This is a genomic window from Lysobacter korlensis (assembly GCF_042434515.1).
In genome coordinates, this window is the sequence record NZ_JBHLTG010000001.1 from 1812652 (window position 1) to 1834465 (window position 21814).

At 67.9% G+C, this 21814-nt stretch carries 16 protein-coding genes; 11 read left to right on the top strand and 5 right to left on the bottom strand.

Annotated features, from left to right (window positions below; all coding sequences use genetic code 11):
* From ACFFGH_RS08525 to ACFFGH_RS08540, 4 genes are all read right to left on the bottom strand, one after another.
* Complete coding sequence (locus ACFFGH_RS08525) at positions 1-2556, bottom strand: sensor domain-containing protein (protein WP_386666970.1); 2556 nt, start codon at positions 2554-2556, stop codon at positions 1-3.
* A complete protein-coding gene (locus ACFFGH_RS08530; protein ID WP_386666972.1) occupies positions 2553-3443 on the bottom strand; it encodes a hydroxymethylglutaryl-CoA lyase in 891 nt (296 codons plus the stop codon). Before ACFFGH_RS08530 ends, ACFFGH_RS08525 begins: the two co-directional genes overlap by 4 nt.
* On the bottom strand, positions 3440-5437 hold the full coding sequence (locus tag ACFFGH_RS08535) for an acetyl/propionyl/methylcrotonyl-CoA carboxylase subunit alpha (protein ID WP_386666975.1): 1998 nt from the start codon (positions 5435-5437) through the stop codon (positions 3440-3442). Before ACFFGH_RS08535 ends, ACFFGH_RS08530 begins: the two co-directional genes overlap by 4 nt.
* A gap of 226 nt (positions 5438-5663) precedes the next feature.
* The gene (locus tag ACFFGH_RS08540) at positions 5664-6470 is read right to left on the bottom strand and encodes an enoyl-CoA hydratase-related protein (protein ID WP_386666978.1); all 807 of its coding nucleotides are present in this window, start codon (positions 6468-6470) and stop codon (positions 5664-5666) included.
* 109 nt (positions 6471-6579) lie between these two features.
* Here ACFFGH_RS08540 and ACFFGH_RS08545 point away from each other — a divergent pair, with 109 nt between their 5' ends.
* From ACFFGH_RS08545 to ACFFGH_RS08555, 3 genes are read left to right on the top strand one after another with little or no spacing between them, the layout of a single operon-like run.
* On the top strand, positions 6580-6834 hold the full coding sequence (locus tag ACFFGH_RS08545) for a FeoA family protein (protein WP_386666981.1): 255 nt from the start codon (positions 6580-6582) through the stop codon (positions 6832-6834).
* The gene (feoB, locus tag ACFFGH_RS08550; RefSeq protein ID WP_386666984.1) at positions 6831-8702 is read left to right on the top strand and encodes a ferrous iron transport protein B; all 1872 of its coding nucleotides are present in this window, start codon (positions 6831-6833) and stop codon (positions 8700-8702) included. Before ACFFGH_RS08545 ends, feoB begins: the two co-directional genes overlap by 4 nt.
* Positions 8699-8941: a DUF6587 family protein gene (locus tag ACFFGH_RS08555; RefSeq protein WP_386666987.1), complete on the top strand. Its 243-nt coding sequence runs from the start codon at positions 8699-8701 to the stop codon at positions 8939-8941. The genes feoB and ACFFGH_RS08555 overlap by 4 nt, the downstream gene beginning before the upstream one ends.
* A 226-nt stretch (positions 8942-9167) precedes the next feature.
* Here ACFFGH_RS08555 and recN read toward each other — a convergent pair whose 3' ends face one another.
* Entirely contained in the window at positions 9168-10844 is a 1677-nt protein-coding gene (gene recN / locus ACFFGH_RS08560) for a DNA repair protein RecN (RefSeq protein ID WP_386666990.1), read from the bottom strand.
* A 133-nt stretch (positions 10845-10977) separates the two neighbouring features.
* Here recN and hrcA point away from each other — a divergent pair, with 133 nt between their 5' ends.
* The 8 genes from hrcA to carB all read left to right on the top strand — a co-directional run bounded on the left by hrcA (position 10978) and on the right by carB (position 21719).
* On the top strand, positions 10978-12036 hold the full coding sequence (gene hrcA / locus ACFFGH_RS08565; protein WP_386667453.1) for a heat-inducible transcriptional repressor HrcA: 1059 nt from the start codon (positions 10978-10980) through the stop codon (positions 12034-12036).
* Between the two features lie 123 nt (positions 12037-12159).
* Positions 12160-12669: a nucleotide exchange factor GrpE gene (grpE, locus tag ACFFGH_RS08570; protein WP_386666993.1), complete on the top strand. Its 510-nt coding sequence runs from the start codon at positions 12160-12162 to the stop codon at positions 12667-12669.
* 87 nt (positions 12670-12756) lie between these two features.
* Complete coding sequence (gene dnaK / locus ACFFGH_RS08575) at positions 12757-14679, top strand: molecular chaperone DnaK (RefSeq protein WP_386667455.1); 1923 nt, start codon at positions 12757-12759, stop codon at positions 14677-14679.
* Positions 14680-14804: 125 nt separating this feature from the next.
* Positions 14805-15929 carry a molecular chaperone DnaJ gene (dnaJ, locus tag ACFFGH_RS08580; protein ID WP_386666996.1) on the top strand — a complete coding sequence of 375 codons (1125 nt, stop codon included), beginning with the start codon at positions 14805-14807 and terminating at the stop codon, positions 15927-15929.
* A 70-nt stretch (positions 15930-15999) separates the two neighbouring features.
* A complete protein-coding gene (gene dapB, locus ACFFGH_RS08585; protein WP_386666998.1) occupies positions 16000-16728 on the top strand; it encodes a 4-hydroxy-tetrahydrodipicolinate reductase in 729 nt (242 codons plus the stop codon).
* A gap of 173 nt (positions 16729-16901) precedes the next feature.
* The gene (gene carA, locus ACFFGH_RS08590; protein WP_386667001.1) at positions 16902-18020 is read left to right on the top strand and encodes a glutamine-hydrolyzing carbamoyl-phosphate synthase small subunit; all 1119 of its coding nucleotides are present in this window, start codon (positions 16902-16904) and stop codon (positions 18018-18020) included.
* Positions 18017-18463: a DUF6973 domain-containing protein gene (locus tag ACFFGH_RS08595; RefSeq protein WP_386667003.1), complete on the top strand. Its 447-nt coding sequence runs from the start codon at positions 18017-18019 to the stop codon at positions 18461-18463. The genes carA and ACFFGH_RS08595 overlap by 4 nt, the downstream gene beginning before the upstream one ends.
* 7 nt (positions 18464-18470) lie before the next feature.
* The gene (carB, locus tag ACFFGH_RS08600) at positions 18471-21719 is read left to right on the top strand and encodes a carbamoyl-phosphate synthase large subunit (protein ID WP_386667006.1); all 3249 of its coding nucleotides are present in this window, start codon (positions 18471-18473) and stop codon (positions 21717-21719) included.
* Positions 21720-21814 lie beyond the last annotated feature (95 nt).

Sequence of the window (21814 nt, forward strand, 5' to 3'; positions counted from 1 at the left end):
TCACCGGGTGGTGAGCAGGCGGCCGTAGCGGGCCTCGATTTCATCAGGCTGCAGCGCCGGTGCAAAGAGATAACCCTGTCCGGTCGCGATGCCCATCTGCCGCAGGCACTCGCGCTGGCGCTCGTTCTCGACACCTTCGGCAACGACATCCAGCCCGAGGCTCTGCGCGATGCCGGCGACGGCGCGGCATACCGCAACGTCGGAGTCGTTCTCCGGCACGCCTTCGACGAACAGCTTGCTGATCTTGACACCGTGGATCGGCAGGCGGCGCAGGTAGTTCAACGCGCTGTAGCCTTCACCGAAGTCGTCGATCGACAGCGCGACGCCGAGCTCGCGGAGCGCGGCGAACGCGCGCAGCGTATCGGGGACGTCCTCGATCAGGACGCGCTCGGTGAATTCGAGTTCCAGCGCCGCGCCCGGCAGCCGGTGCTCCTCGAGCGCGGCCCGCACGTTGCCGGCCAGGTCCTCGGCCAGGAACTGGCGGTACGAGACGTTAACCGCCACGCGTGGCACCGATACGCCGGCGTCGAGCCATTCGCGCATCTGGCGGCAGGCTTCGCGCAGCGCCCAACCACCGATGCCGACGATGTCGCCGGTCGCTTCGGCGTGCTCGATGAAGCGGTCCGGACGGATCTCGCCGAGTGTCTGGTTCTTCCAGCGGATCAGGGCCTCGACGCCGACGAGCACGCCCGTGGTGAGGTCGATCTGCGGCTGGTAGACGAGCCGGAACTCGCCCTTTTCCGTTGCGCGGCGCAGCTTGTTTTCGAGTTGCAGTCGGTGCTGCTGCTGTTCGGCCATCGGCTGGGTGAACAGCTGCCACCCGTTGCGGCCGCGGCGCTTGCTTTCGAACATCGCCACGTCGGCGTTCTGGATCAGCGCCTGGGCGGTGGTGCCGGGCATGCTTGCCAGCGCGATACCGACGCTTGCGGTCACGTTGAAGTCATCGTCGTCGAGCCGGAAGCTCGGGTTGAATGCGTCAACGATCGCCTGCGCCAGGCGCTGCGGACGACCGGGATCGTCGCGCGTGTTGCACACGATGAGGAACTCGTCACCGCCGAAGCGGGCCGTCAGGCCCTCGCTTCCGACCGCGTGCTGGATGCGGTGCGCAGCCGAGGCGAGCAGGCCGTCGCCGGCCGCGTGGCCGAGCAGATCGTTGACCACCTTGAAGCGGTCGAGGTCGACGTACAGCACGGCGACGCCGGTCTGCGTCGGATCGGCCAGGCGCACGTCCAGCTCCGAAAGAAGTGCGTCGCGATTGAGCAGCGTGGTCAGTGGGTCCGTGCGGGACTGTACACGCAGTGTTTCCTCGCCCTGGCGCCGCTCGGTGACGTCCTGCAGCGTGCCGGTCAGTCGCGCCTGCAGCGGCTGGTTGGTGTCGGATTCGCCGATCATGCGTATCCAGACGCTGTGTCCGTCGCCGCGCGTCGCCAGCACCTCGACGTCGAGCTCGCCGGTGTCGGCCAGTGCGGCGTCGAGGGCGTCGCGAAGCTCGCGCCGGTCGCTTTCGCGCAGCGAGCCGAGCAGCTCGTCCATCGTGCGCGGCGCCGGTTCGCGGCCCAGGATGCGCTGCGCCTCGTCGGTCAGGTACAGGCGGTCTTGGCCGGGCTCCCATTCCCATCCGCCGATGTGGGCCAACGCCTGCGCGCGATCGAACAGCGAGCTGTCGCGCTTGAGCGCGGTGACGTCGGAGAACAGCGTCATCACCTGCTGCACGCGGTCGGTGTCAGGTGCGAACTGGGGCACGGCGGTGACCGAAACCCAGATCAGTCGCCGGCTGACCCGGTGGTAGTAGCCGAGCACGGTGCTACCGATCACGCGGCCCGTGGTGCGGGCGAGAACCGCCGGCAGTTCGTCCGCCTCGAGCTCGCGGCCGTCCTCGTTGATGATCAGCCAGTGCTCGCGGCGGAACGCTTCGTCGACCGGTTGGTCGCCCACCTCGAACATGCGCATCGCCGCCGCGTTCGCGTGTACGACGCGGTCGGTCTCGTCGCGAATCAGGATGCCCTTGTCCACGAGCTCCATGAGTTCGCGATAGCGGAGTTCGCCGCTGCGCCGGCTGGTCAGGTCACGAGCGACTGCAACCACGTAGCGATGGCCGTCGTAGTCGAGCCGGGCCGAATGCACTTCGACCGGGAAGCGCGTGCCGTCGGCGCGCTTGTTCGTCACCTCGGTCAGGTAGCGCTCGCCGCGGTTCACCGCCTCTCGCACGGGGCCCATGTGGTCGCGAGGCAGGTCGGGATTGAGTTCGTGGATCGGGCGGCCGATCACCTCGTCGCGTGGCTGCCGGAAGGCTCGCAGTGCTGCGTCGTTGAGTTCGAGAACGACGCCATCCATGTCGAGCACGGTGACCGGATCGGGCATCGCGTTGAACAGCTCGCGGTACGTCGGCAGGCTCGCGGGCGCGTCGGCTTCGATCGCGGCGAGGGTATCGCGCACCGACTGCAGGGCATTGCGGTCGCGGCCGGACAGGTCGGCAGACTGCAGCAGGCGGTCGACGTGGCCGAGCGCGGCGCCAACGTCGACGGCGCGAGTCGAGTCCTGCGGCACCCGTTTCATTGCTGCAGTGCCCGTCCCGCCTTGCTGCCGGTCTCGCGCCCCATCACGCCGGCAAGCCAGCGACCGGTTTCGGCGAGGCGACCGAGGTCGACGCCTGTTTCGATGCCAAGCCCGTGCAGCATGTAGACGACATCCTCGCTTGCCACGTTGCCGCTCGCGCCGGCAGCGTACGGACAGCCGCCGGCGCCGGAGACCGCGGAATCGACCACGGCGATGCCTTCCTCGAGGCAGGCGAGGATGTTCGCGAGCGCCTGACCGTAGGTGTCATGGAAATGCACGGCGAGCGCATCGACGGGCACCGCGGCCGCCACTGCGCGGACCATCTGGCGCGCCTTGCCCGGCGTGCCCACGCCGATCGTGTCGCCCAGTGAGATCTCGTAGCAGCCCATGCAGTGCAGGCGCTCACTGACGCGCACCACGTCGTCGAACGACACTTCGCCCTGGTACGGGCAGCCCAGCACGGTGGAGACGTAGCCGCGCACGCGCACACCGTCGGCTTTCGCGCGGGCCATGACCGGCTCGAAGCGCGCGAGCGACTCTTCGATGGAAGCGTTGATGTTGCGTCGGTTGAATGCCTCCGAAGCCGCCGAAAACACGGCGATTTCCTCGACCCCGACGCTGCGCGCCCGCTCGTAGCCCTGTTCGTTAGGCACCAGTACCGGATACGACACGCCCGCGGCGCGCCGGATGCCCGAGAAGACATCGGGTGCGTCGGCAAGCTGCGGTACCCACTTCGGGCTGACGAAGCTCGTCACTTCGATGCTGCGCAGGCCGGTCGCGGTCAGGCGATCGACGAGTTCGATCTTGTCGGCGGTGGAGACCATCGCCTTCTCGTTCTGCAGGCCATCGCGCGGCCCGACTTCGACGATGCGGACTGTGGCCGTCATGCTTCGAGCGCCACCAGCACGGCATCGGCCTCGACGAAATCGCCGGCGGCCGCGCGCACCTCGGCAACGGTGCCGTCGCGCGGGGCCTTGAGGCTCAGTTCCATCTTCATCGCTTCGATCACCATCACTTCCTGGCCGGCCTGCACGGCATCGCCGGCCGCGGCCTTCACGACGACGACGCGCCCCGGCATCGGGGCGAGCACGCGGTCCGCGCCGCTGCCTGCCAGCGCATCCGTGTGCCGATAAACGGAAACCGGCTCGACAACCAGCCGCGTGCGGCCGTCGTGCACGGCGATCTGTCGCTCGGCACCGGCGACCGCGAAGCGGCGGGCGCGCTCACCGATGCGCAGGCTCAGTACGCCAGCGTCCAGTCGCGCGCCGGTGACGGCATGGGCGGCGTCCGCGTGCTCGATGCGGTAATCGCCGGCGCTGCCCTGTGCCTGCAGTTCGTAGCGCTCGCCACGGTGCATCAGCGCAATGGTGCGGCGGCCGCCATGGCCGAGGCGCCAGCCGTCGGCGATCGCCCAAGGCGAGGTCGGGTCGCCCGAGCACGATGCAGCATCGCGCGAGCCCTGTTCCTGCCCGAGCATCTGCGCAACCGCGGCGGCGAGCAGGAGGTCGGTGTCCGGCGCGCCGGCAGCCGGCAGGAACTCCTCGAGCTGCCGGTCCAGATAGCTCGTGTCGATCGTCGCGGTGAGCACGGCGGGGTGGCGGACGAGACGCTCGAGGAACTCGATGTTCGACTTCGGCCCGGCGATATCGCACTGCGCCAGCGCATCGGCCATGCGGGCGAGGGCACGCGGGCGGTCCTCGTCCCACACGATGAGCTTGGCGATCATCGGGTCATAGAAGATGGTGACGAGGTCGCCCTCGACCACGCCCGAGTCGATGCGCACGTGCGGGCCCGGCACGGGCAATCGCAGCTGCTCCAGGCGGCCGGAGCCCGGCAGGAAGCCGGATTCGGGATCCTCTGCGTAGAGGCGCACTTCGATGGCGTGGCCGCGCTGCGCGATCGCGTCCTGCGCGAGCGGCAGCGGCTGGCCTGCGGCAACGCGCAGCTGCCACTCGACGAGGTCCAGCCCGGTGACCATCTCGGTGACCGGGTGCTCGACCTGCAGTCGCGTGTTGATCTCCATGAAGTAGAAGTCGCCGTCCTGGCCAACGATGAACTCCACGGTGCCCGCGTTGACGTAGTCGATCGCGCGCGCGGCCATCACCGCCGCTTCGCCCATCGCCGCGCGCAGCTGCGGCGTCAGGAATGCCGACGGCGATTCCTCGAGCACCTTCTGGTAGCGGCGCTGCGCGGAGCACTCGCGCTCGTTGAGGTGGATCGCGTGGCCGTGCGCGTCGCCGAACACCTGGATCTCGATGTGGCGCGGCTTCTCGACGTAGCGTTCCAGCAGCACCCGGTCGCGGCCGAATGCGTTGCGCGCCTCGCGCTGGCAGCTTTCGAGGCTCGCGATGAACTCCTCGCTGCTGCGCACGATGCGCATGCCCTTGCCGCCGCCGCCGTGCGCGGCCTTGATCATCAGCGGGTAGCCGATGCGGTCGGCTTCGCGATGCAGCAGGTCAGGCGACTGGTCCTCGCCGGTGTAGCCGGGCACCACGGGCACGCCAGCCGCCTGCATCAGCTCCTTCGCACCGGCCTTGCTGCCCATCTTGCGCATCGAGGCGGCCTTGGGGCCGATAAACACGATGCCTGCGGCTTCCACCGCATCGGCGAAATCGGCGTTCTCGCTGAGGAACCCATAGCCCGGGTGGATTGCCTGCGCCCCCGATCGCTGCGCGACCTCGATGATCGCGTCACCGCGCAGGTACGACTCCTGCGGGCGCGGGCCGCCGATGCAGTACGCCTCGTCGGCCTGGCGCACGTGCTGCGCGTCGGCGTCGGCCTGCGAGTACACCGCCACGGTGCGGATGCCGAGCCTGCGGCAGGTGCGGATGACGCGGCAGGCGATCTCGCCACGGTTGGCAATCAGGATTTTTTCGAACATGCGCGGCTCGGTTCGGGCTCTTGCGAAGCGGACGGAGGGCAGGGTGGCAGCGGCGGATGGGCAAGCTGCCGCGGGTTACGCGTTTATTGTTTCAGAAGCGGTGTGGGCTCGTGCTCACCATGTTGCTCGGCACTGCCTGTGATTGACGCGGCAATCGCCGCGGCAAGGCCGCGACCGGCCGTGAACGAACAGGTCCGGCGCCGCCGGTCAGCGGCAGCGGCTCGATTCACTTGGCGTCGCACCACGCGGGCTTGCGCTTATCGAGAAATGCGCCGAGGCCTTCCTGGCCCTCCGGCGAAACCCGCAGGCGTGCGATCAGCTCGGCGTTGTCGGCATCCAGCGTCGCCGGGTCGGTCTGCGTCGCCACGCGTCGCACGAGCTCCTTCGCCTGCGCGGCCGCAAGCGGGCCGGCCTTGAGCAGCAGATCGACCTGCCGCTGGATCGCGGAGTCGAGGTCTTCAGCCGGAACCACGTCGTGAAGCAGGCCGATCCGTGCGGCCGTGCAAGCGTCGAAGATCTCGGCCGTAGCGAACCAGCGTCGCGCCTCGCGTGCGCCGATCGCTTCGATCACGTACGGGGAGATCACGGCAGGCAGTAGTCCGAGCTTGCTTTCCGTCAGCCCGAACTTCGCCTCGGGCGCGCCGATCGCGATGTCGCAGCATGCAACCAGACCGACCCCGCCCCCGAACGCCGCGCCATGCACGCGTGCGATCGTCGGCTTCGGCAGTTCGTTGAGCGAACGCATCAGGCGGGCGAGGGCAAGCGAATCGGTGCGGTTTTCCTCCTCGCTGGCCGACGCCATGTCGCGCATCCAGTTGAGGTCGGCGCCGGCCGAGAACGACGCGCCGGCGCCCTCGAGCACGACTACCCGGACGGTCGGGTCCGCGGCGACCGCCGAGAGCGCGCCGGTCAGCGCGGCAATGAGGCGCGCGTCGAATGCGTTGTGCAGTTCAGGTCGGTTGAGGCGCAGCCGGGCTACAGGCCCGTCGCGCAGACTCAGCAGGGGATGGCTCACGTCGTTCGCCTCATTCATGAAGCCCGAGATGATAGCCAGCCACGAGCGCTGGCACCGTGCAGGCGGATGCTAGAATTAAGAACGATTCCCATTTGGCGTCTGTGACCACTCGGTCGAAGGTGAGCCCTTGAAGTTGTCCGAACTGCCGCACCGCGTGGCTGCGACGGTGCAGTCCGTGCAGGACGCCGCACCGAATGACGCGATCGCGCGGCGCCTGCGGGAGCTCGGCTTCGTGCAGGGCGAGCGTGTCGAGGTCGTTGCGGCCGGGCCCGTCTCGGCCGAGCCGTTGCTCGTGCAGATCGGCTTCACGCGGTTCGCGTTGCGCCGCAGCGAGGCGGCGCGCGTGCAGGTGACTGCCGACGCGACAGAGCCCGTCGCATGAGCGCGAACCCGGCGACGCGGCTCGCGCTGGTCGGCAATCCGAACTGCGGAAAGACCGCGCTGTTCAACCTGCTGACCGGCAGCCGGCAGAAGGTCGCCAACTACGCGGGCGTGACGGTCGAGCGCAAGGAAGGCCGCTTCCACGCGCCATCCGGGCGCGAGTACGCATTGCTCGACCTGCCGGGCGCTTACAGCTTCCACGCGGCCAGCCTCGACGAGGCGGTGACCCGCGACCTGTGCCGCGGCTACTACCCGGGCGAGCCGGCGCCGGACGTGATCGTCTGCGTGGTCGATGCCACCAATCTCAGGCTGCACTTACGTTTCGCGCTGGAGGTGCGGGAGCTCGGCAGGCCGATGGTCCTTGCGGTCAACATGATGGACGCGGCCCGCCGCCGCGGCATCCACATAGACCTCCAGGCGCTCGAGCGCGAGCTCGGCGTGCCGGTCGTCCCGACCGTAGCGGTGCGCCGCAATGGAGCGCGCGACCTGGTTGCCCGCCTGGACTCGCTGGCCGGCTCGCTGCATAAGCCGGAGCGGCGGCTGCCCGTCGACCAGGCCGGCAGCATCGAGGCCCTGCATGCGGAAACGCGGCGACTGCTTTCGCTCGCGGTGGCCATGCCGCGCCGCACAGCCGAGGTGGATGACAGGCTCGACCGTTGGCTGCTGCACCCGGTGCTCGGGCTGGCCTCGCTGGCGGTCGTAATGTTCCTGATCTTCCAGGCGGTCTACGCCTGGGCGACGCCGATGATGGATCTCATCGAGGCCGGCACCGCCGTGCTTGCCGAAGGCGTCGGTGGCACGCTGTCCGAGGGGCCGCTTCGCAGCCTGCTGGTGGACGGCATCATCGCCGGCTTGGGCGGGGTGATCGTGTTCCTGCCGCAGATCCTGATCCTCTTCGCCTTCATCCTCGCGCTCGAGGAGTCCGGTTACCTGCCGCGGGCGGCGTTCCTGCTGGACCGGATGATGGCGGGCGCGGGCCTGTCGGGCCGCTCGTTCATTCCGCTGCTTTCGAGCTTCGCCTGCGCGATTCCCGGGATCATGGCCACGCGCACGATCCAGGACCCGCGCGATCGCCTTGCGACCATCCTCGTCGCGCCGCTGATGACGTGCTCGGCGCGGCTGCCGGTCTACGCGCTGCTGATCGGCGCGTTTATTCCGCAGCAGCAGGTGTGGGGCGTGTTCAACCTGCAGGGACTCGTGCTGTTCGCGCTGTATGCGGCCGGCATCGTGAGCGCGCTCGCGGTCTCGTGGGTCATGAAGAAATGGCGGCGCGACAAGTCCGAACATGCGCTGCTTCTGGAGCTGCCGTCATACCGTGTGCCGCATCCGCGCGATCTGCTGATCGGGCTGTGGGAGCGCGCGTGGATCTTCCTGCGCCGCGTCGGCGGGATCATCCTCGCGATGACCGTGCTGCTGTGGTTCCTGCTGTCGTTCCCGGCACCGCCGCCGGGCGCGACCGGCCCCGCCATCGACTACAGCCTGGCGGGCCGCATCGGCCATGCCATGACCGTCGTTTTCGCGCCGTTGGGTTTCAACTGGCAGATCTGCATCGCGCTGATCCCGGGCCTTGCCGCTCGTGAAGTCGCGGTGTCATCGCTGGCGACCGTGTACGCGTTGCAGGCCGCAGACGAGGCCGCGGTCACGGAGATGCTGACCCTGATCATCACCGATACCTGGTCGCTCGCCACCGCGTTGTCGCTGCTGGTCTGGTTCATCTATGCGCCGCAGTGTCTGTCGACGCTCGCGACGATCCGGCGCGAGACGCACTCTTGGAAGCAGGTCGGCATCGCGACGGGCTACCTGTTCGCGCTTGCGTACCTGGCGTCGTTCGTGACGTACCAACTGGCCGTGCTGCTGGGGGCCGGATGACGATCGCGCTCGGGCTGGCAGCACAGTACGTCGTCATCGCGATCGCCGTGATCGCGAGCGCCGGCTATCTCGTGCAGCGACAGTGGCCGCAGGCCGTGCGGCAGGCGCGTGTCGCGATCGCCGTCGGTCTGCTGCGCGCGGGGCGTCCGGCTTTGGCGCGCTGGATCGCTCCTCCTTCGTCCGAGGTCGCGGCGGCTTGCGGCGGATGCAACGGGTGTGGATCCGCCGCGCGTCGTTGAGCGGTGCGACCGGAGCGCCTGAGTAGGCGTCTGCTTCCGATTGTGCAGCGACGTGATGGGCGGCGTCGCGACGGCGCGCCGGATTGGACGCTTCGGTCAGCGCCGGCCCGCCGGTCTGATTGCTTTGGCGCCGGCGGCCTCAGCCATTTCGACCGTCACGGAAAAAACCCCCTGCTCGTCCGGAAGCAGCGCGCCGAACCGGAACCTGGAAGCCCGTCGCGCTCGACTAGCCGACGTCCGCGAGCAGCCGCTTCGCCGCCGCGCGCGCCTCGCGCGTCAGCTCGACCCCGCCGAGCATGCGGGCGATCTCTTCCTCGCGCTCACGCGCACTCAGTACCTGCACCGCGCTCAGCGTCAGACCTTCCTGCTTCGTCTTGCTGACGCGGTAATGGGCGTGCCCCTGCGCCGCCACCTGGGGAAGATGGGTGACGCATAGCACCTGCCGCCGTGCGCCGAGCGCCCGCAGTTTCTGGCCCACGATGTGTGCGACCGCACCGCCGATACCGGTGTCGACCTCGTCGAACACCATCGTCGGTACTGCATCCAGGCCCAGCGATGCCACCTCGATCGCAAGCGAGATTCGCGACAGTTCGCCGCCCGACGCCACCTTGCGCAGCGCGCGCGCCGGCTGGCCGGGATTGGCCGCGACGAGGAATTCCACGCGCTCGCCACCGTTCGGATCCGGGCGGTCGTCGTCGGTCGGCTCGAACTGGATGTCGAAGCGGCCACCGCCCATGCCGAGTTCGGCGATCAGCTCGGTCGTCGATGCGGCAAGCGTCGTCGCGGCTGCGCGGCGCGCCTCGCTCAGGTGCCCGGCCGCGATCCGCCAGGCGTTCCGAGCGGCGGCGATCTCGCTGTCCAGCGTTTCGAGTCGCGTTGTCGCGCCGCTGAGCTGCTCCAGTTCCAGCGCGATCTCGTTGCGCCGCTCGGCCAGCTGGTCGGGCGAGACCCGGTGCTTGCGCGCCAGTTCGTGCACGCGGCCAAGCTGGCGGTCCAGGGCTTCGAACGAGGCCGGATCGAGGTCCAGATCGCTGCGCACCCGGTCGAGCAGCGCGAGCGCCTCGTCGAGCTGGATCACCGCGAGGTCAAGCATCCCGTCGACTTCGCTCAGCCTCGGCTCGTGCTCGCTGGCGCGCTGCAGCTCGTTCCGCACCTGCTGCACCGTGCGCGAAATCGACGGTCCGTCCTCGCCGCCGAGTCGCAGCGACGCGCGCTCGCAGGCTTCGATCAGGTCGGACGCGTGGCCATGGCGCCGGTGTTCGGCCAGCAGTCGCGCAAGGGGCTCGGGCTCGAGCGCGTCGCGTTCGAGTTCCGCGTGCTGGTGACTGAGCCAGGCGATGCGATCGGACACGTCGCCCCGGGCCTGCAGTGCTTCGCGCTCGCGCAGTAGCCCGCTCCAGTGCCGTGCCGCCTCGGCCACCGCCTCGCGCAGCGCGCCGGTGCGTCCGAATGCGTCGAGCAGGTCGAGCTGGCTGCCCCTCGACATCAGCGCCTGATGTTCGTGCTGGCCATGGATCTCGACCATTCGTCCGGCCAGCTCGCCGAGCTGCGTCAGAGTCACCGGACTGCCGTTGATCCACGCGCGCGAGCCGCCGTCCGCGCGAACGACGCGGCGCACCAGGCAGCGCGGATCTCCATCGCCGTCATGCAGTTCACGCTCCCGCAGCCAGTCGAGGGCGAGCGGCGCGTCGGCGAGGTCGAACTCACCGACCAGTTCGGCACGGTCGGCACCGTGGCGCACGACGCCGCTGTCGGCGCGCGCGCCCGACAACAGGCCGAGCGCATCGACCAACAACGACTTGCCGGCGCCGGTTTCACCGGAAATAACGGTCAGGCCGGGCCCGAACGCGAGCTCCGCGGCATCGACGACAGCGAATTGCTTGAGTGAGAGATGGGCGAGCATGAGTGCGGGGATTGTGCCTTGCCGGGCCGGCGACGCGAAGCCTGCACATTGGATTGGCGGGCGATCTCACCGGTTGCGATGCCCTCCGGCATCACGCTTGCTTGATGGCGGAGCCCGGCTTATATGGTGGTCGATGAGCCGCCGTCCTGCCGATCCGACCCTTGATCCCCGCGCGCGCCAGCTGCTGCGCACGCTGATCGGCCGTTACATCCACAGCGGTGAGCCGGTCGGTTCCCAGACGCTTGCACGCCACGCAGGGCTGGACGTCAGCCCGGCAACGATTCGCAACATCCTGTCCGACCTCGAGGACGCCGGGCTGCTCAGCGCGCCGCACACGTCGTCCGGCCGCATTCCCACGGCGCAGGGCTATCGCCTGTTCGTGGACTCGCTGCTGCAGGTGCGCCCGCTGCCCGAAGCCGACCTCGCACGGCTGCGCGGTAAGCTGCCGGCGGGATCGGGAACCCAGGCACTGCTTGGCAGCGCATCCGAACTGTTGTCGGCGATGACCCACTTCGTCGGTGTGGTCAGCGTGCCGCGGCGCGAGCAGTTCGCGTTCCGCCGAATCGAGTTCCTGCCGCTCGATGCGCAGCGCGTGCTCGGCATCCTCGTATTCGCCGACAACGACGTGCAGAACCGCGTCATCCAGACCCGGCGGCCGTACGACGCGAGCGAGTTGGAGCGCATCGGCAACTACCTCAACGCGCACTTTGCGGGTCGGTCCATGACTGACATCCGCCGCACGCTGCTGCACGAACTGCGCAGCGCACGCGCCGAGATGGAATCGTTGCTCGCGCAGTCCGTGGAACTGGCCGAGCAGGTGCTGGCGCCCGAGCGCGACGACATGGTGCTCGCCGGGCAAACGCGGCTCATGGGGCTGCAGGAGCTGTCCGACCTCGAACGGCTGCGCGAGCTGTTCGAGGCCTTCGCCCGCAAGCGCGAGATCCTACAGTTGCTCGAGAAAACCGTCGACGCGCCGGGCGTGCGCATCTTCATTGGCGAGGAAACGGGCCTGGCGTCGCTCGAGGGCGTGTCGGTCGTGACCGCGTCGTATCGCGCCGGTGGCGTGCCCGAGGGCCAGGTGCTCGGTGTGCTGGGCGTGATCGGTCCGACGCGGATGGCGTACGACCGAGTAATCCCGGTCGTACAGGCAGCGGCCGATGCGCTAGGGGACGCGTTTCGCGCCGACGGCTGAGACGGCAAGGTACGTCGATTCAGGTTTCGTGAAGCGGGCGATCCGGCGCGGCCGCCTTGAAAGCTGCGGGGCGGTGCCCCATAGCAAGCGGGTCCATTGCGAACACGCCGAGGAACCCGCTGCATGACCACAGAATCGACGCAGGAGCCCACCGAGTCCACCGCCGCCGAGGCCCCACAGGAGAGCAGCGAGCTCGAGAGCATGCGTGCCGAGCTGGCGCGGATCCGCGAAGACTCACTGCGCGAGCGTGCCGAGCTCGACAACCAGCGCAAGCGCCTGCAGCGTGATGTCGATCTGGCGCGCAGGTTCGCGAACGAGCGCCTGCTCGGCGATTTGCTTCCGGTGATCGACAGCCTCGAAGCCGGGCTTGCAGCAGCCGGAAACGATACCGGGCCGATGCGCGAAGGCATGGAACTCACCCTGCGACAGTTGCTGAAAGTGGCGGCAGACAACGGGCTGACTGCGGTGGATCCGGCAGGCAAGCCGTTCGACCCCGAGCATCACCAGGCCATGAGCATGGTCGAGAGCCCGGCGCACCCCCCGGGCCATGTGGTGCAGGTCTACCAGAAGGGCTGGCTGCTCAACGAGCGGCTGCTGCGGCCGGCGCTGGTCGTCGTCTCGCGCCACGAATAAGCCTTGAACAGCGGGGCGCGGCCCCCAGATAGCGGACATCGGCGGCGCGGCCGCCCACCTAATTCCAGATTGAGAGGGAGCACCACCATGGGCAAGATCATCGGTATCGACCTGGGCACGACGAACTCGTGCGTGGCAGTAATGGAAGGCGGCAAGGCGAAGGTCATCGAGAACGCCGAAGGCGATCGCACCACGCCGTCGATCATCGCGTACACAAAGGACGGCGAAGTCCTCGCGGGCGCCTCGGCCAAGCGCCAGGCCGTCACCAACCCGAAGAACACCTTCTACGCGGTGAAGCGCCTGATCGGCCGCAAGTTCACCGACGCCGAAGTGCAGAAGGACATCGGACTGGTTCCGTACGGCATCACGCAGCACGACAACGGTGACGCCTGGGTCGCCGCGGCCGACGGCAAGAAGATGGCGCCGCAGCAGATCTCGGCCGAAGTGCTCGCGAAGATGAAGAAGACGGCCGAAGCCTATCTCGGCGAGCCCGTCACCGAAGCGGTGATCACGGTGCCGGCGTACTTCAACGACAGCCAGCGCCAGGCGACGAAGGACGCAGGCAAGATCGCCGGCCTCGACGTCAAGCGCATCATCAACGAGCCGACTGCGGCGGCGCTCGCCTACGGCATGGACAAGAAGGGCGGCGACCGCAAGGTGGCGGTGTACGACCTCGGCGGCGGTACGTTCGACGTGTCGATCATCGAGATCGCGTCGGTGGACGGTGAAATGCAGGTCGAAGTGCTGTCGACGAACGGCGACACGTTCCTCGGCGGCGAGGACTTCGACAAGCGCGTCATCGATTACCTCGTGGAAGAGTTCCAGCGTGAGCAGGGCATCGATCTGCGCAAGGATCCGCTGGCGCTGCAGCGCCTGAAGGACGCGGCCGAGCGCGCGAAGATCGAGCTGTCGTCCTCGCAGCAGACCGACGTCAACCTGCCGTACGTGACGGCCGATGCGTCGGGCCCGAAGCACCTGAACATCAAGCTCACCCGCGCCAAGCTCGAGGCGCTGGTCGATGATCTGGTCAAGAAGACGATCGAGCCGTGCCGCATCGCGCTCAACGACGCCGGCCTGCGTGCCAGCGAGGTCAGCGAGGTCATCCTCGTCGGCGGCCAGACCCGCATGCCGAAGGTGCAGCAGGCTGTGGCCGAGTTCTTCGGCAAGGAGCCGCGCAAGGACGTCAACCCGGACGAGGCCGTCGCGATCGGCGCGGCAATCCAGGGCGGCGTGCTGGCGGGCGAGGTCAAGGACGTGCTGCTGCTCGACGTGACCCCGCTGTCGCTCGGCATCGAGACGCTCGGTGGCGTGTTCACCAAGATCATCGAGAAGAACACCACGGTGCCGACCAAGGCCTCGCAGACGTTCTCGACCGCCGAGGACAACCAGTCCGCGGTGACCGTGCACGTGCTGCAGGGCGAGCGTGACCAGGCTCGCTACAACAAGTCGCTGGCGCGTTTCGACCTGACTGGCATCGAGCCCGCGCCGCGCGGCATGCCGCAGGTGGAAGTCTCGTTCGACATCGACGCCAACGGCATCGTGCATGTCACCGCGCGTGACAAGAAGACCGGCAAGGAACAGAAGGTCGAGATCAAGGCCGGCTCGGGACTGTCGGAGGAGGAGATCCAGAAGATGGTCGCCGACGCCGAAACCCACCGCGAAGAGGACAAGAAGTTCCAGGAGCTGGTGCAGGCCCGCAACCACGCCGATGCGCTCATCCACACGGCGCGCAGCACGATCAAGGACAACGGCGACAAGCTGCCGGGTGAGGCGATCGGTCGCGCCGAGGGTGCAATTGCCGAGCTCGAGACCGCGATGAAGGGCGACGACAAGGCCCAGATCGAGGCCAAGAGCCGCGGGCTGGAGGAGGTCATGCAGTCGCTGACCGCCGCCGCGGCCGGGCAGCAGGCAGGTCCGGACATGGGCGGCGCGGGGCCGCAGGCTTCGGGGGCAAAGACAGATGACGTGGTCGATGCCGAGTTCACCGAAGTTAAGGACGACAACAAGTAAGGCCGGCATCCGGTAACCGGGAGCGGGAATCGGTAAGGCCAGCACCTTCCGGTTCCCGTTTTCCTTTCAGAATGCCGCACCGCGGCGTCCGCCGACCCTGAATCAAGAAGCCGAATCACCGCTCCATGAGCAAGCGCGACTACTACGAAGTCCTGGGCGTGGCCCGCAATGCAAGCGATGACGACCTGAAGAAGGCCTATCGTCGCTGCGCGATGAAATTCCATCCGGACCGCAATCCCGGCGATGCCGCTGCGGAAGCCGCATTCAAGGAATGCAAGGAAGCGTACGAAGTGCTCTCGGACGCGAACCGCCGGCGCATGTACGACCAGCACGGCCATGCCGCGTTCGAGCACGGCATGGGCGGTGGCGGCGCGGCCGGCTACGCCGACATGGGCGACATCTTCGGCGATATCTTCGGCAACATCTTCGGCGGCGGGGCCGCACGTGGGCCGCGCCGCGGTGCCGACGTGGGCTACGTCATGGAGCTGTCGCTCGAGGAGGCGGTGTTCGGCGTTGACAAGAAGGTCGAGATTCCGACGCTGGAGGAGTGCGAGCCCTGCACCGGCAGCGGCTCGGCCGACGGCAAGGTCGAAACCTGCGCGACGTGCCATGGCCGGGGCCAGGTCAGGTTCCAGCGCGGCATATTCTCGATGCAGCAGGCGTGTCCGCACTGCGGCGGGCGCGGCCAGACGATTTCCAAGCCCTGCACCGACTGCCGCGGCCAGGGCAGGGTGGAGCGCACCAAGACCCTGCAGGTCAAGATTCCGGCCGGCGTCGACACCGGCGACCGCATCCGTTTGACGGGCGAGGGCGAGGCCGGGCCCGCGGGTTCGCAACCGGGTGACCTGTACGTCGACGTGCGCGTACGTGAGCACGAGATCTTCCAGCGCGACGGCGACGATCTGCACTGCGAAGTGCCGATCCGGATCACGCAGGCCGCCCTCGGTGACACGATCCGCGTACCGACGCTCAATGGCGAAGTCGAGCTGAAGATCCCGGCCGAGACGCAGAGCGGCAAGCTGTTCCGCCTGCGCGACCGGGGCGTCAAATCGGTGCGCAGCCGCGCCCCGGGCGATCTGTACTGCCGTGTGGCGGTCGAAACGCCGGTCAACCTGACCGCGGAGCAGCGCGACCTGCTTGAACGATTCGAAGCCACATTCGTCGGTGACGTCGCCTCGCGGCGGCACTCCCCGCGCTCGTCGACGTTCATCGACGGCGTGAAGGGGTTCTGGGATCGCATGACGTCCTGAGCACGCCGGGCAAAGGTCCCCGGCGTCGGACGCTCTTGTTGTGCCGGCAGTGCGCCGCTAACGTTTGCGCATGACGAATCCGAACACGAAAGATGCGGTGCGCGTGCTCGTTCACGGCGCCTCCGGCCGCATGGGTCAGGCCGTGCTCCGCCTCGCGGCCGAGCGGCAGGACCTGCGGGTCGTCGCGGCGGTCTCCCGCGGCGTGCCGGCGCAGCGGGTCGTCGACGGCGTCCCCCAGTTTGCTGCGAGCGAACTCGGCGGTGCGCCGGGCTTCGACGTCGGAATCGACTTCAGCCTGCCCCAGGGCTTTGATCCGATCCTCGCCCTGTGCCTCGAGCGCGGCGCCGCATTCGTCTCGGGCACCACGGGGCTCGGTGAGAACCAGCGCGATGCGCTGGACGTGGCAGCGAGGAGCATCCCGGTGCTCTCGGCCTCAAACTTCAGCCTCGGCGTGGCAGTGCTCGGCGAACTGGTCGAACGCGCGGCGGCGATGCTTCGCGGCTGGGACTGCGACATCGTCGAGTCCCATCACGTACACAAGCAGGACGCGCCGTCCGGAACGGCGCTGACGCTGGGTGAGTTCGCGGCCCTCGGCGGCGCCGAGCCACGCTACGCATCGCTGCGTGCGGGGGACATCGTGGGGGAGCACACGGTGCAGTTCGCGACTGCCGGCGAGCGCATCGAGCTCATCCACCGCGCCACCAACCGCGACATCTTCGCGCGTGGCGCACTGCATGCGGCGGTGCAGCTTTCGTCGCGGGCGCCCGGGCTTTACCGGCTGCGCGACCTGATCTCCTGACTCGCAGCAAACGGCCGTGCTGGCGCTGATGCCCCTTCACGGCTAGAATTCCCGCTCGCCTGAACCCCGCTCGCAGGACCGGTCCCGCACCGCGTCCGCGCTTTGCTGCAGCCCGAATTCAACGGGTCGCGCACGGTGGCGTCAGACCTCTCTCGGCAGCGAAGGCGATCGTCGTGACCCAACCCGCAATCCTCGTCCTCGAAGACGGCACCCTCTTCGAGGGCGTTTCCGTAGGCGCGCCCGGCCTCACCGTCGGCGAAGTCGTATTCAACACGGCCATCACCGGCTACCAGGAAATCCTCACCGATCCGTCGTACGCACGGCAGATCGTGACGCTGACGTACCCGCACGTTGGCAACACCGGTGTCACCGGGCAGGACGATGAGGCCACGGCGGTCTGGGCTGCCGGCCTGATCGTGCGCGACGTGCCGCGGCGCCCCAGCAGCTGGCGCAGCCAGAAGCCGATGCCGCAGTGGCTCGCCGAGCGTGGCGTGGTCGCGATCGCCGACATCGACACGCGCAAGCTCACGCGGCTGCTGCGTGATCGTGGCGCGCAGAACGGCGCCTTGATGGCGGGCGATATCGACGTCGAGAAGGCACTCGAGGCGGCACGCAAATTCCCCGGCCTGAAGGGCATGGACCTCGCGAAGGAAGTCTCGACCGGAAAATCGTACGAGTGGCGCGACGGCCAGCTCGACCTCGACCGCAATGAGTTCGCGCAGACCGATTCGCATTGCCACGTCGTCGCGTACGACTTCGGTTGCAAGCTCAACATCCTGCGCATGCTGACCGAGCGCGGCTGTCGCGTGACCGTCGTGCCTGCCAAGACGCCAGCGGCCGACGTGCTGGCGATGAATCCGGACGGCGTGTTCCTGTCCAACGGTCCAGGTGATCCGGCACCGTGCGACTACGCGATCGAAGCGATCCGCGAGTTCGTCGACCGCAAGGTGCCGACCTACGGAATCTGCTTGGGTCACCAGTTGCTCGGCCTCGCGGTCGGCGCGCAGACGGTCAAGATGAAGTTCGGCCACCACGGCGCGAACCACCCGGTGCAGGACCTTGCGACGGGCAAGGTGATGATCACGAGCCAGAACCACGGCTTCGCGATCGATGAGGCAACGCTGCCGCCCAACGTCCGCGTGACCCACCGCTCGCTGTTCGACGGATCGAACCAGGGCATCGAACTGACCGACGCGCCGGCGTTCAGCTTTCAGGGCCACCCTGAAGCGAGCCCCGGACCGCATGACGTGGCGCCGCTGTTCGACCGGTTCGTGCAGTCGATGGCGAAGTGAAAACGCCGGCGGAAAGCGCGGCGGCGCGCAGACGCTGGCTTGTCGCAGCGGTCGCCGTGGCAATGCTGCTTTCCGCTTATCCGCTGTTCGTACTTACGACGGTCTACTGGAGTTTCTTCCAGGCCGGCTTGCCCGGCGGGCGTCACGGGCCCGCCGACGCGTACCGGCACTCGCTTGCGAGCGCGACGGTGGCGTACACGCTGTCACCGCGCTGCGTCGACTGGGTTACCACGGTGATGGAGCGCGACGGCCTGGGCTCGGCCGCACGCGCGATGGATGCGCACAACAACCGCATCGGCGCCCGGATCGGTGCCGAAGCTGAAAGCTGGACCCTGATGCGGCAGCGCGTACTCGCGGCCGTGCAAAACGGTGCGATCAATTCAGGATCGGCCGATCGGATCACCTGGCTCGCGCCCCACGCGTGGCAGGACAGACTTTACTGAGGACCCCATGCCAAAGCGCACCGACATCAAAACCGTCCTGATCATCGGCGCCGGCCCGATCGTGATCGGCCAGGCCTGCGAGTTCGACTACTCCGGCGCCCAGGCATGCAAGGCGCTGCGTGACGAGGGCTACCGCGTCGTGCTCGTCAACAGCAACCCGGCGACGATCATGACCGACCCGAACATGGCCGACGCCGTGTACATCGAGCCGATCAACTGGCAGACGGTCGAGAAGATCATCGCCAAGGAAAAGCCCGACGCACTGCTGCCTACAATGGGCGGACAGACCGCGCTCAACTGCGCGCTCGACCTCGCCGACAACGGCGTGCTCGAGAAGTACAACGTCGAGCTGATCGGCGCGAAGCGCGATGCGATCCGCATGGCCGAGGACCGCGAGCTGTTCCGCGTCGCGATGGCCGAGATCGGCCTGGAGTGCCCGAAGGCCGCGGTCGCCAAGACCTTCGAGCAGGCGGTCGAGATCCAGGCGACGGTCGGCTACCCGACGATCATCCGCCCCAGCTTCACGCTCGGCGGCACCGGCGGCGGCATCGCGTACAACAAGGAAGAGTTCGAGGACATCGCCAAGCGCGGCCTCGAGCTCTCGCCGGTCCACGAAATCCTCGTCGAGGAATCGGTGCTGGGCTGGAAGGAATTCGAGATGGAGGTCGTGCGCGACACGGCCGACAACTGCATCATCGTCTGCTCGATCGAGAACTTCGATGCGATGGGCGTGCACACGGGCGATTCGATCACCGTCGCGCCGGCGCAGACGCTGACGGACAAGGAATACCAGCGCCTGCGCGATGCGTCGATCGCGGTGTTGCGCAAGATCGGCGTCGATACCGGCGGTTCGAACGTGCAGTTCGGCATCAATGCGGCGAACGGCCGCGTCGTGGTCATCGAGATGAATCCGCGCGTCTCGCGTTCCTCGGCGTTGGCGTCGAAGGCGACCGGCTTCCCGATCGCGAAGGTCGCCGCGAAACTCGCCGTCGGCTACACGCTGGATGAGCTGCGCAACGAAATCACCGGCGGTGCGACGCCGGTATCGTTCGAGCCGTCGATCGACTACGTGGTCACCAAGATCCCGCGCTTCGCATTCGAGAAGTTCCCGCAGGCCGACGCGCGCCTGACCACGCAGATGAAGTCGGTCGGCGAAGTCATGGCGATGGGCCGCACGTTCCAGGAGTCGCTGCAGAAGGCGCTGCGTGGGCTCGAGACCGGCAAGGTGGGCCTCGATCCGACCGGCCTGGACCTCGCGTCGGAAGACGGCATGGCCGCGCTGCGTCGCGAGCTCAAGGAGCCGCGCCCCGAGCGCATGTTCCACATCGGCGATGCGTTCCGCGCCGGCATGAGCGTCGAGGAAGTGCATGCGCTGTCGTTCGTCGATCCGTGGTTCCTGGATCAGATCGAGGAGCTGATCGCGGCCGAGCAGGAAGTCACCGCCGGCGGTCTGGCCTCGCTCGACGCGCGCCGCATGCGCGCGCTCAAGCGCATGGGTTTCTCCGACGCTCGACTTGCACAGCTGACGCATACGGACGAAGGCGCGGTGCGTGCGCTGCGCCGCGCGTTCGGTGTGCGTCCGGTCTACAAGCGCGTGGACTCGTGCGCGGCGGAGTTCGCCACGAGCACCGCCTACATGTACTCGACCTACGAGGACGAGTGCGAGTCGAACCCGACCGACCGCGAGAAGATCATGGTGCTCGGTGGCGGACCGAACCGCATCGGCCAAGGCATCGAGTTCGACTACTGCTGCGTCCATGCCGCACTCGCGCTTCGCGATGACGGCTACGAGACGATCATGGTCAACTGCAACCCGGAGACCGTCTCGACCGATTACGACACATCCGATCGCCTGTATTTCGAGCCGCTGACGCTCGAGGACGTTCTCGAGATCGCCGATCTCGAGAAGCCGCGCGGGGTGATCGTGCAGTACGGTGGCCAGACGCCGCTCAAGCTCGCGCAGGCGCTCGAGGCGAACGGCGTGCCGATCATCGGCACCTCGCCGGACTCGATCGATCTTGCAGAGGATCGCGAGCGCTTCCAGAAGCTCGTCAACGACCTCGGCCTCAAGCAGCCGCCGAACCGCACCGCCCGCAACCCCGAGGAAGCCATCATCCTCGCCCGCGAGGTCGGCTATCCGCTGGTGGTACGTCCGAGCTACGTGCTGGGCGGTCGCGCGATGGAAATCGTCTATTCCGATGCCGACCTCGCGCGTTACGTGCGCGACGCGGTGAAGGTGTCGAACGATTCGCCGGTGCTGCTCGACCGCTTCCTCGACAACGCGGTCGAAGTCGATATCGACGTGATCGCCGATCGCGAGGGCAACGTGCTGATCGGCGGCGTGATGGAGCATATCGAGGAGGCCGGCGTGCACTCCGGTGACTCGTCGTGCTCGCTGCCGCCGTATTCGCTGTCGGCCGCCACGCAGGCACGCCTGCGCGAGCAGGTCGTTGCACTCGCACGCGCGCTGAACGTCGTCGGCCTGATGAACACGCAGTTCGCGGTGCAGCAGAACGAGCAGGGTGAGGACACGATCTTCCTGCTCGAAGTGAATCCGCGCGCGTCGCGCACGGTGCCGTTCGTCTCCAAGGCGACCGGCATGCCGCTGGCAAAGATCGCGGCCCGCTGCATGGCCGGCAAGACGCTGGCCGAGCAGGGCGCGACCGCGGAGATCATTCCCGACTACTACTCGGTCAAGGAAGCGATCTTCCCGTTTGCAAAGTTCCAGGGCGTCGACCCGATCCTCGGGCCGGAGATGCGCTCGACGGGCGAGGTGATGGGCGTGGGTCGCAACTTCGGCGCGGCGATGGCGCGTGCGCAGGAGGCCGGTGGCATCCGTCCGCTGCCGAGCAGCGGCAAGGTGTTCATCTCGGTACGTGACCCGGACAAGAAGCGCGTGCTGTCGGTGGCCCAGGAGCTGCTCGCGCGTCGCTACACGCTGGTTGCGACGGGCGGCACGGCCAAGTACCTGCGTGAGCATGGCGTTGAGTGCGAGACGATCAACAAGGTCACCGAAGGCCGGCCGCACATCGTCGACCTGATCAAGAACGGCGAGATCGTCTACATCGTCAACACCACCGAAGGCCGCCAGGCGATCGCCGATTCGTTCTCGATCCGCCGCGAAGCGCTGCAGCATCGAGTGACGTACTCGACCACGATTGCCGGTGCCCGTGCGCTGCTGCAGTCGCTGGAGTACCGCGGCACCGGCCCGGTCTGGTCGCTGCAGGAACTGCACGCGGAAATCGGCGCGGCCTGAGGCCCGCTGCAGTCCCGGGCGGGGCCAGGCCCTGCCCGGGACGACACACGCGACGATCGGACCGTGCCGCCAATATCGGCACCTGCGACGCATTC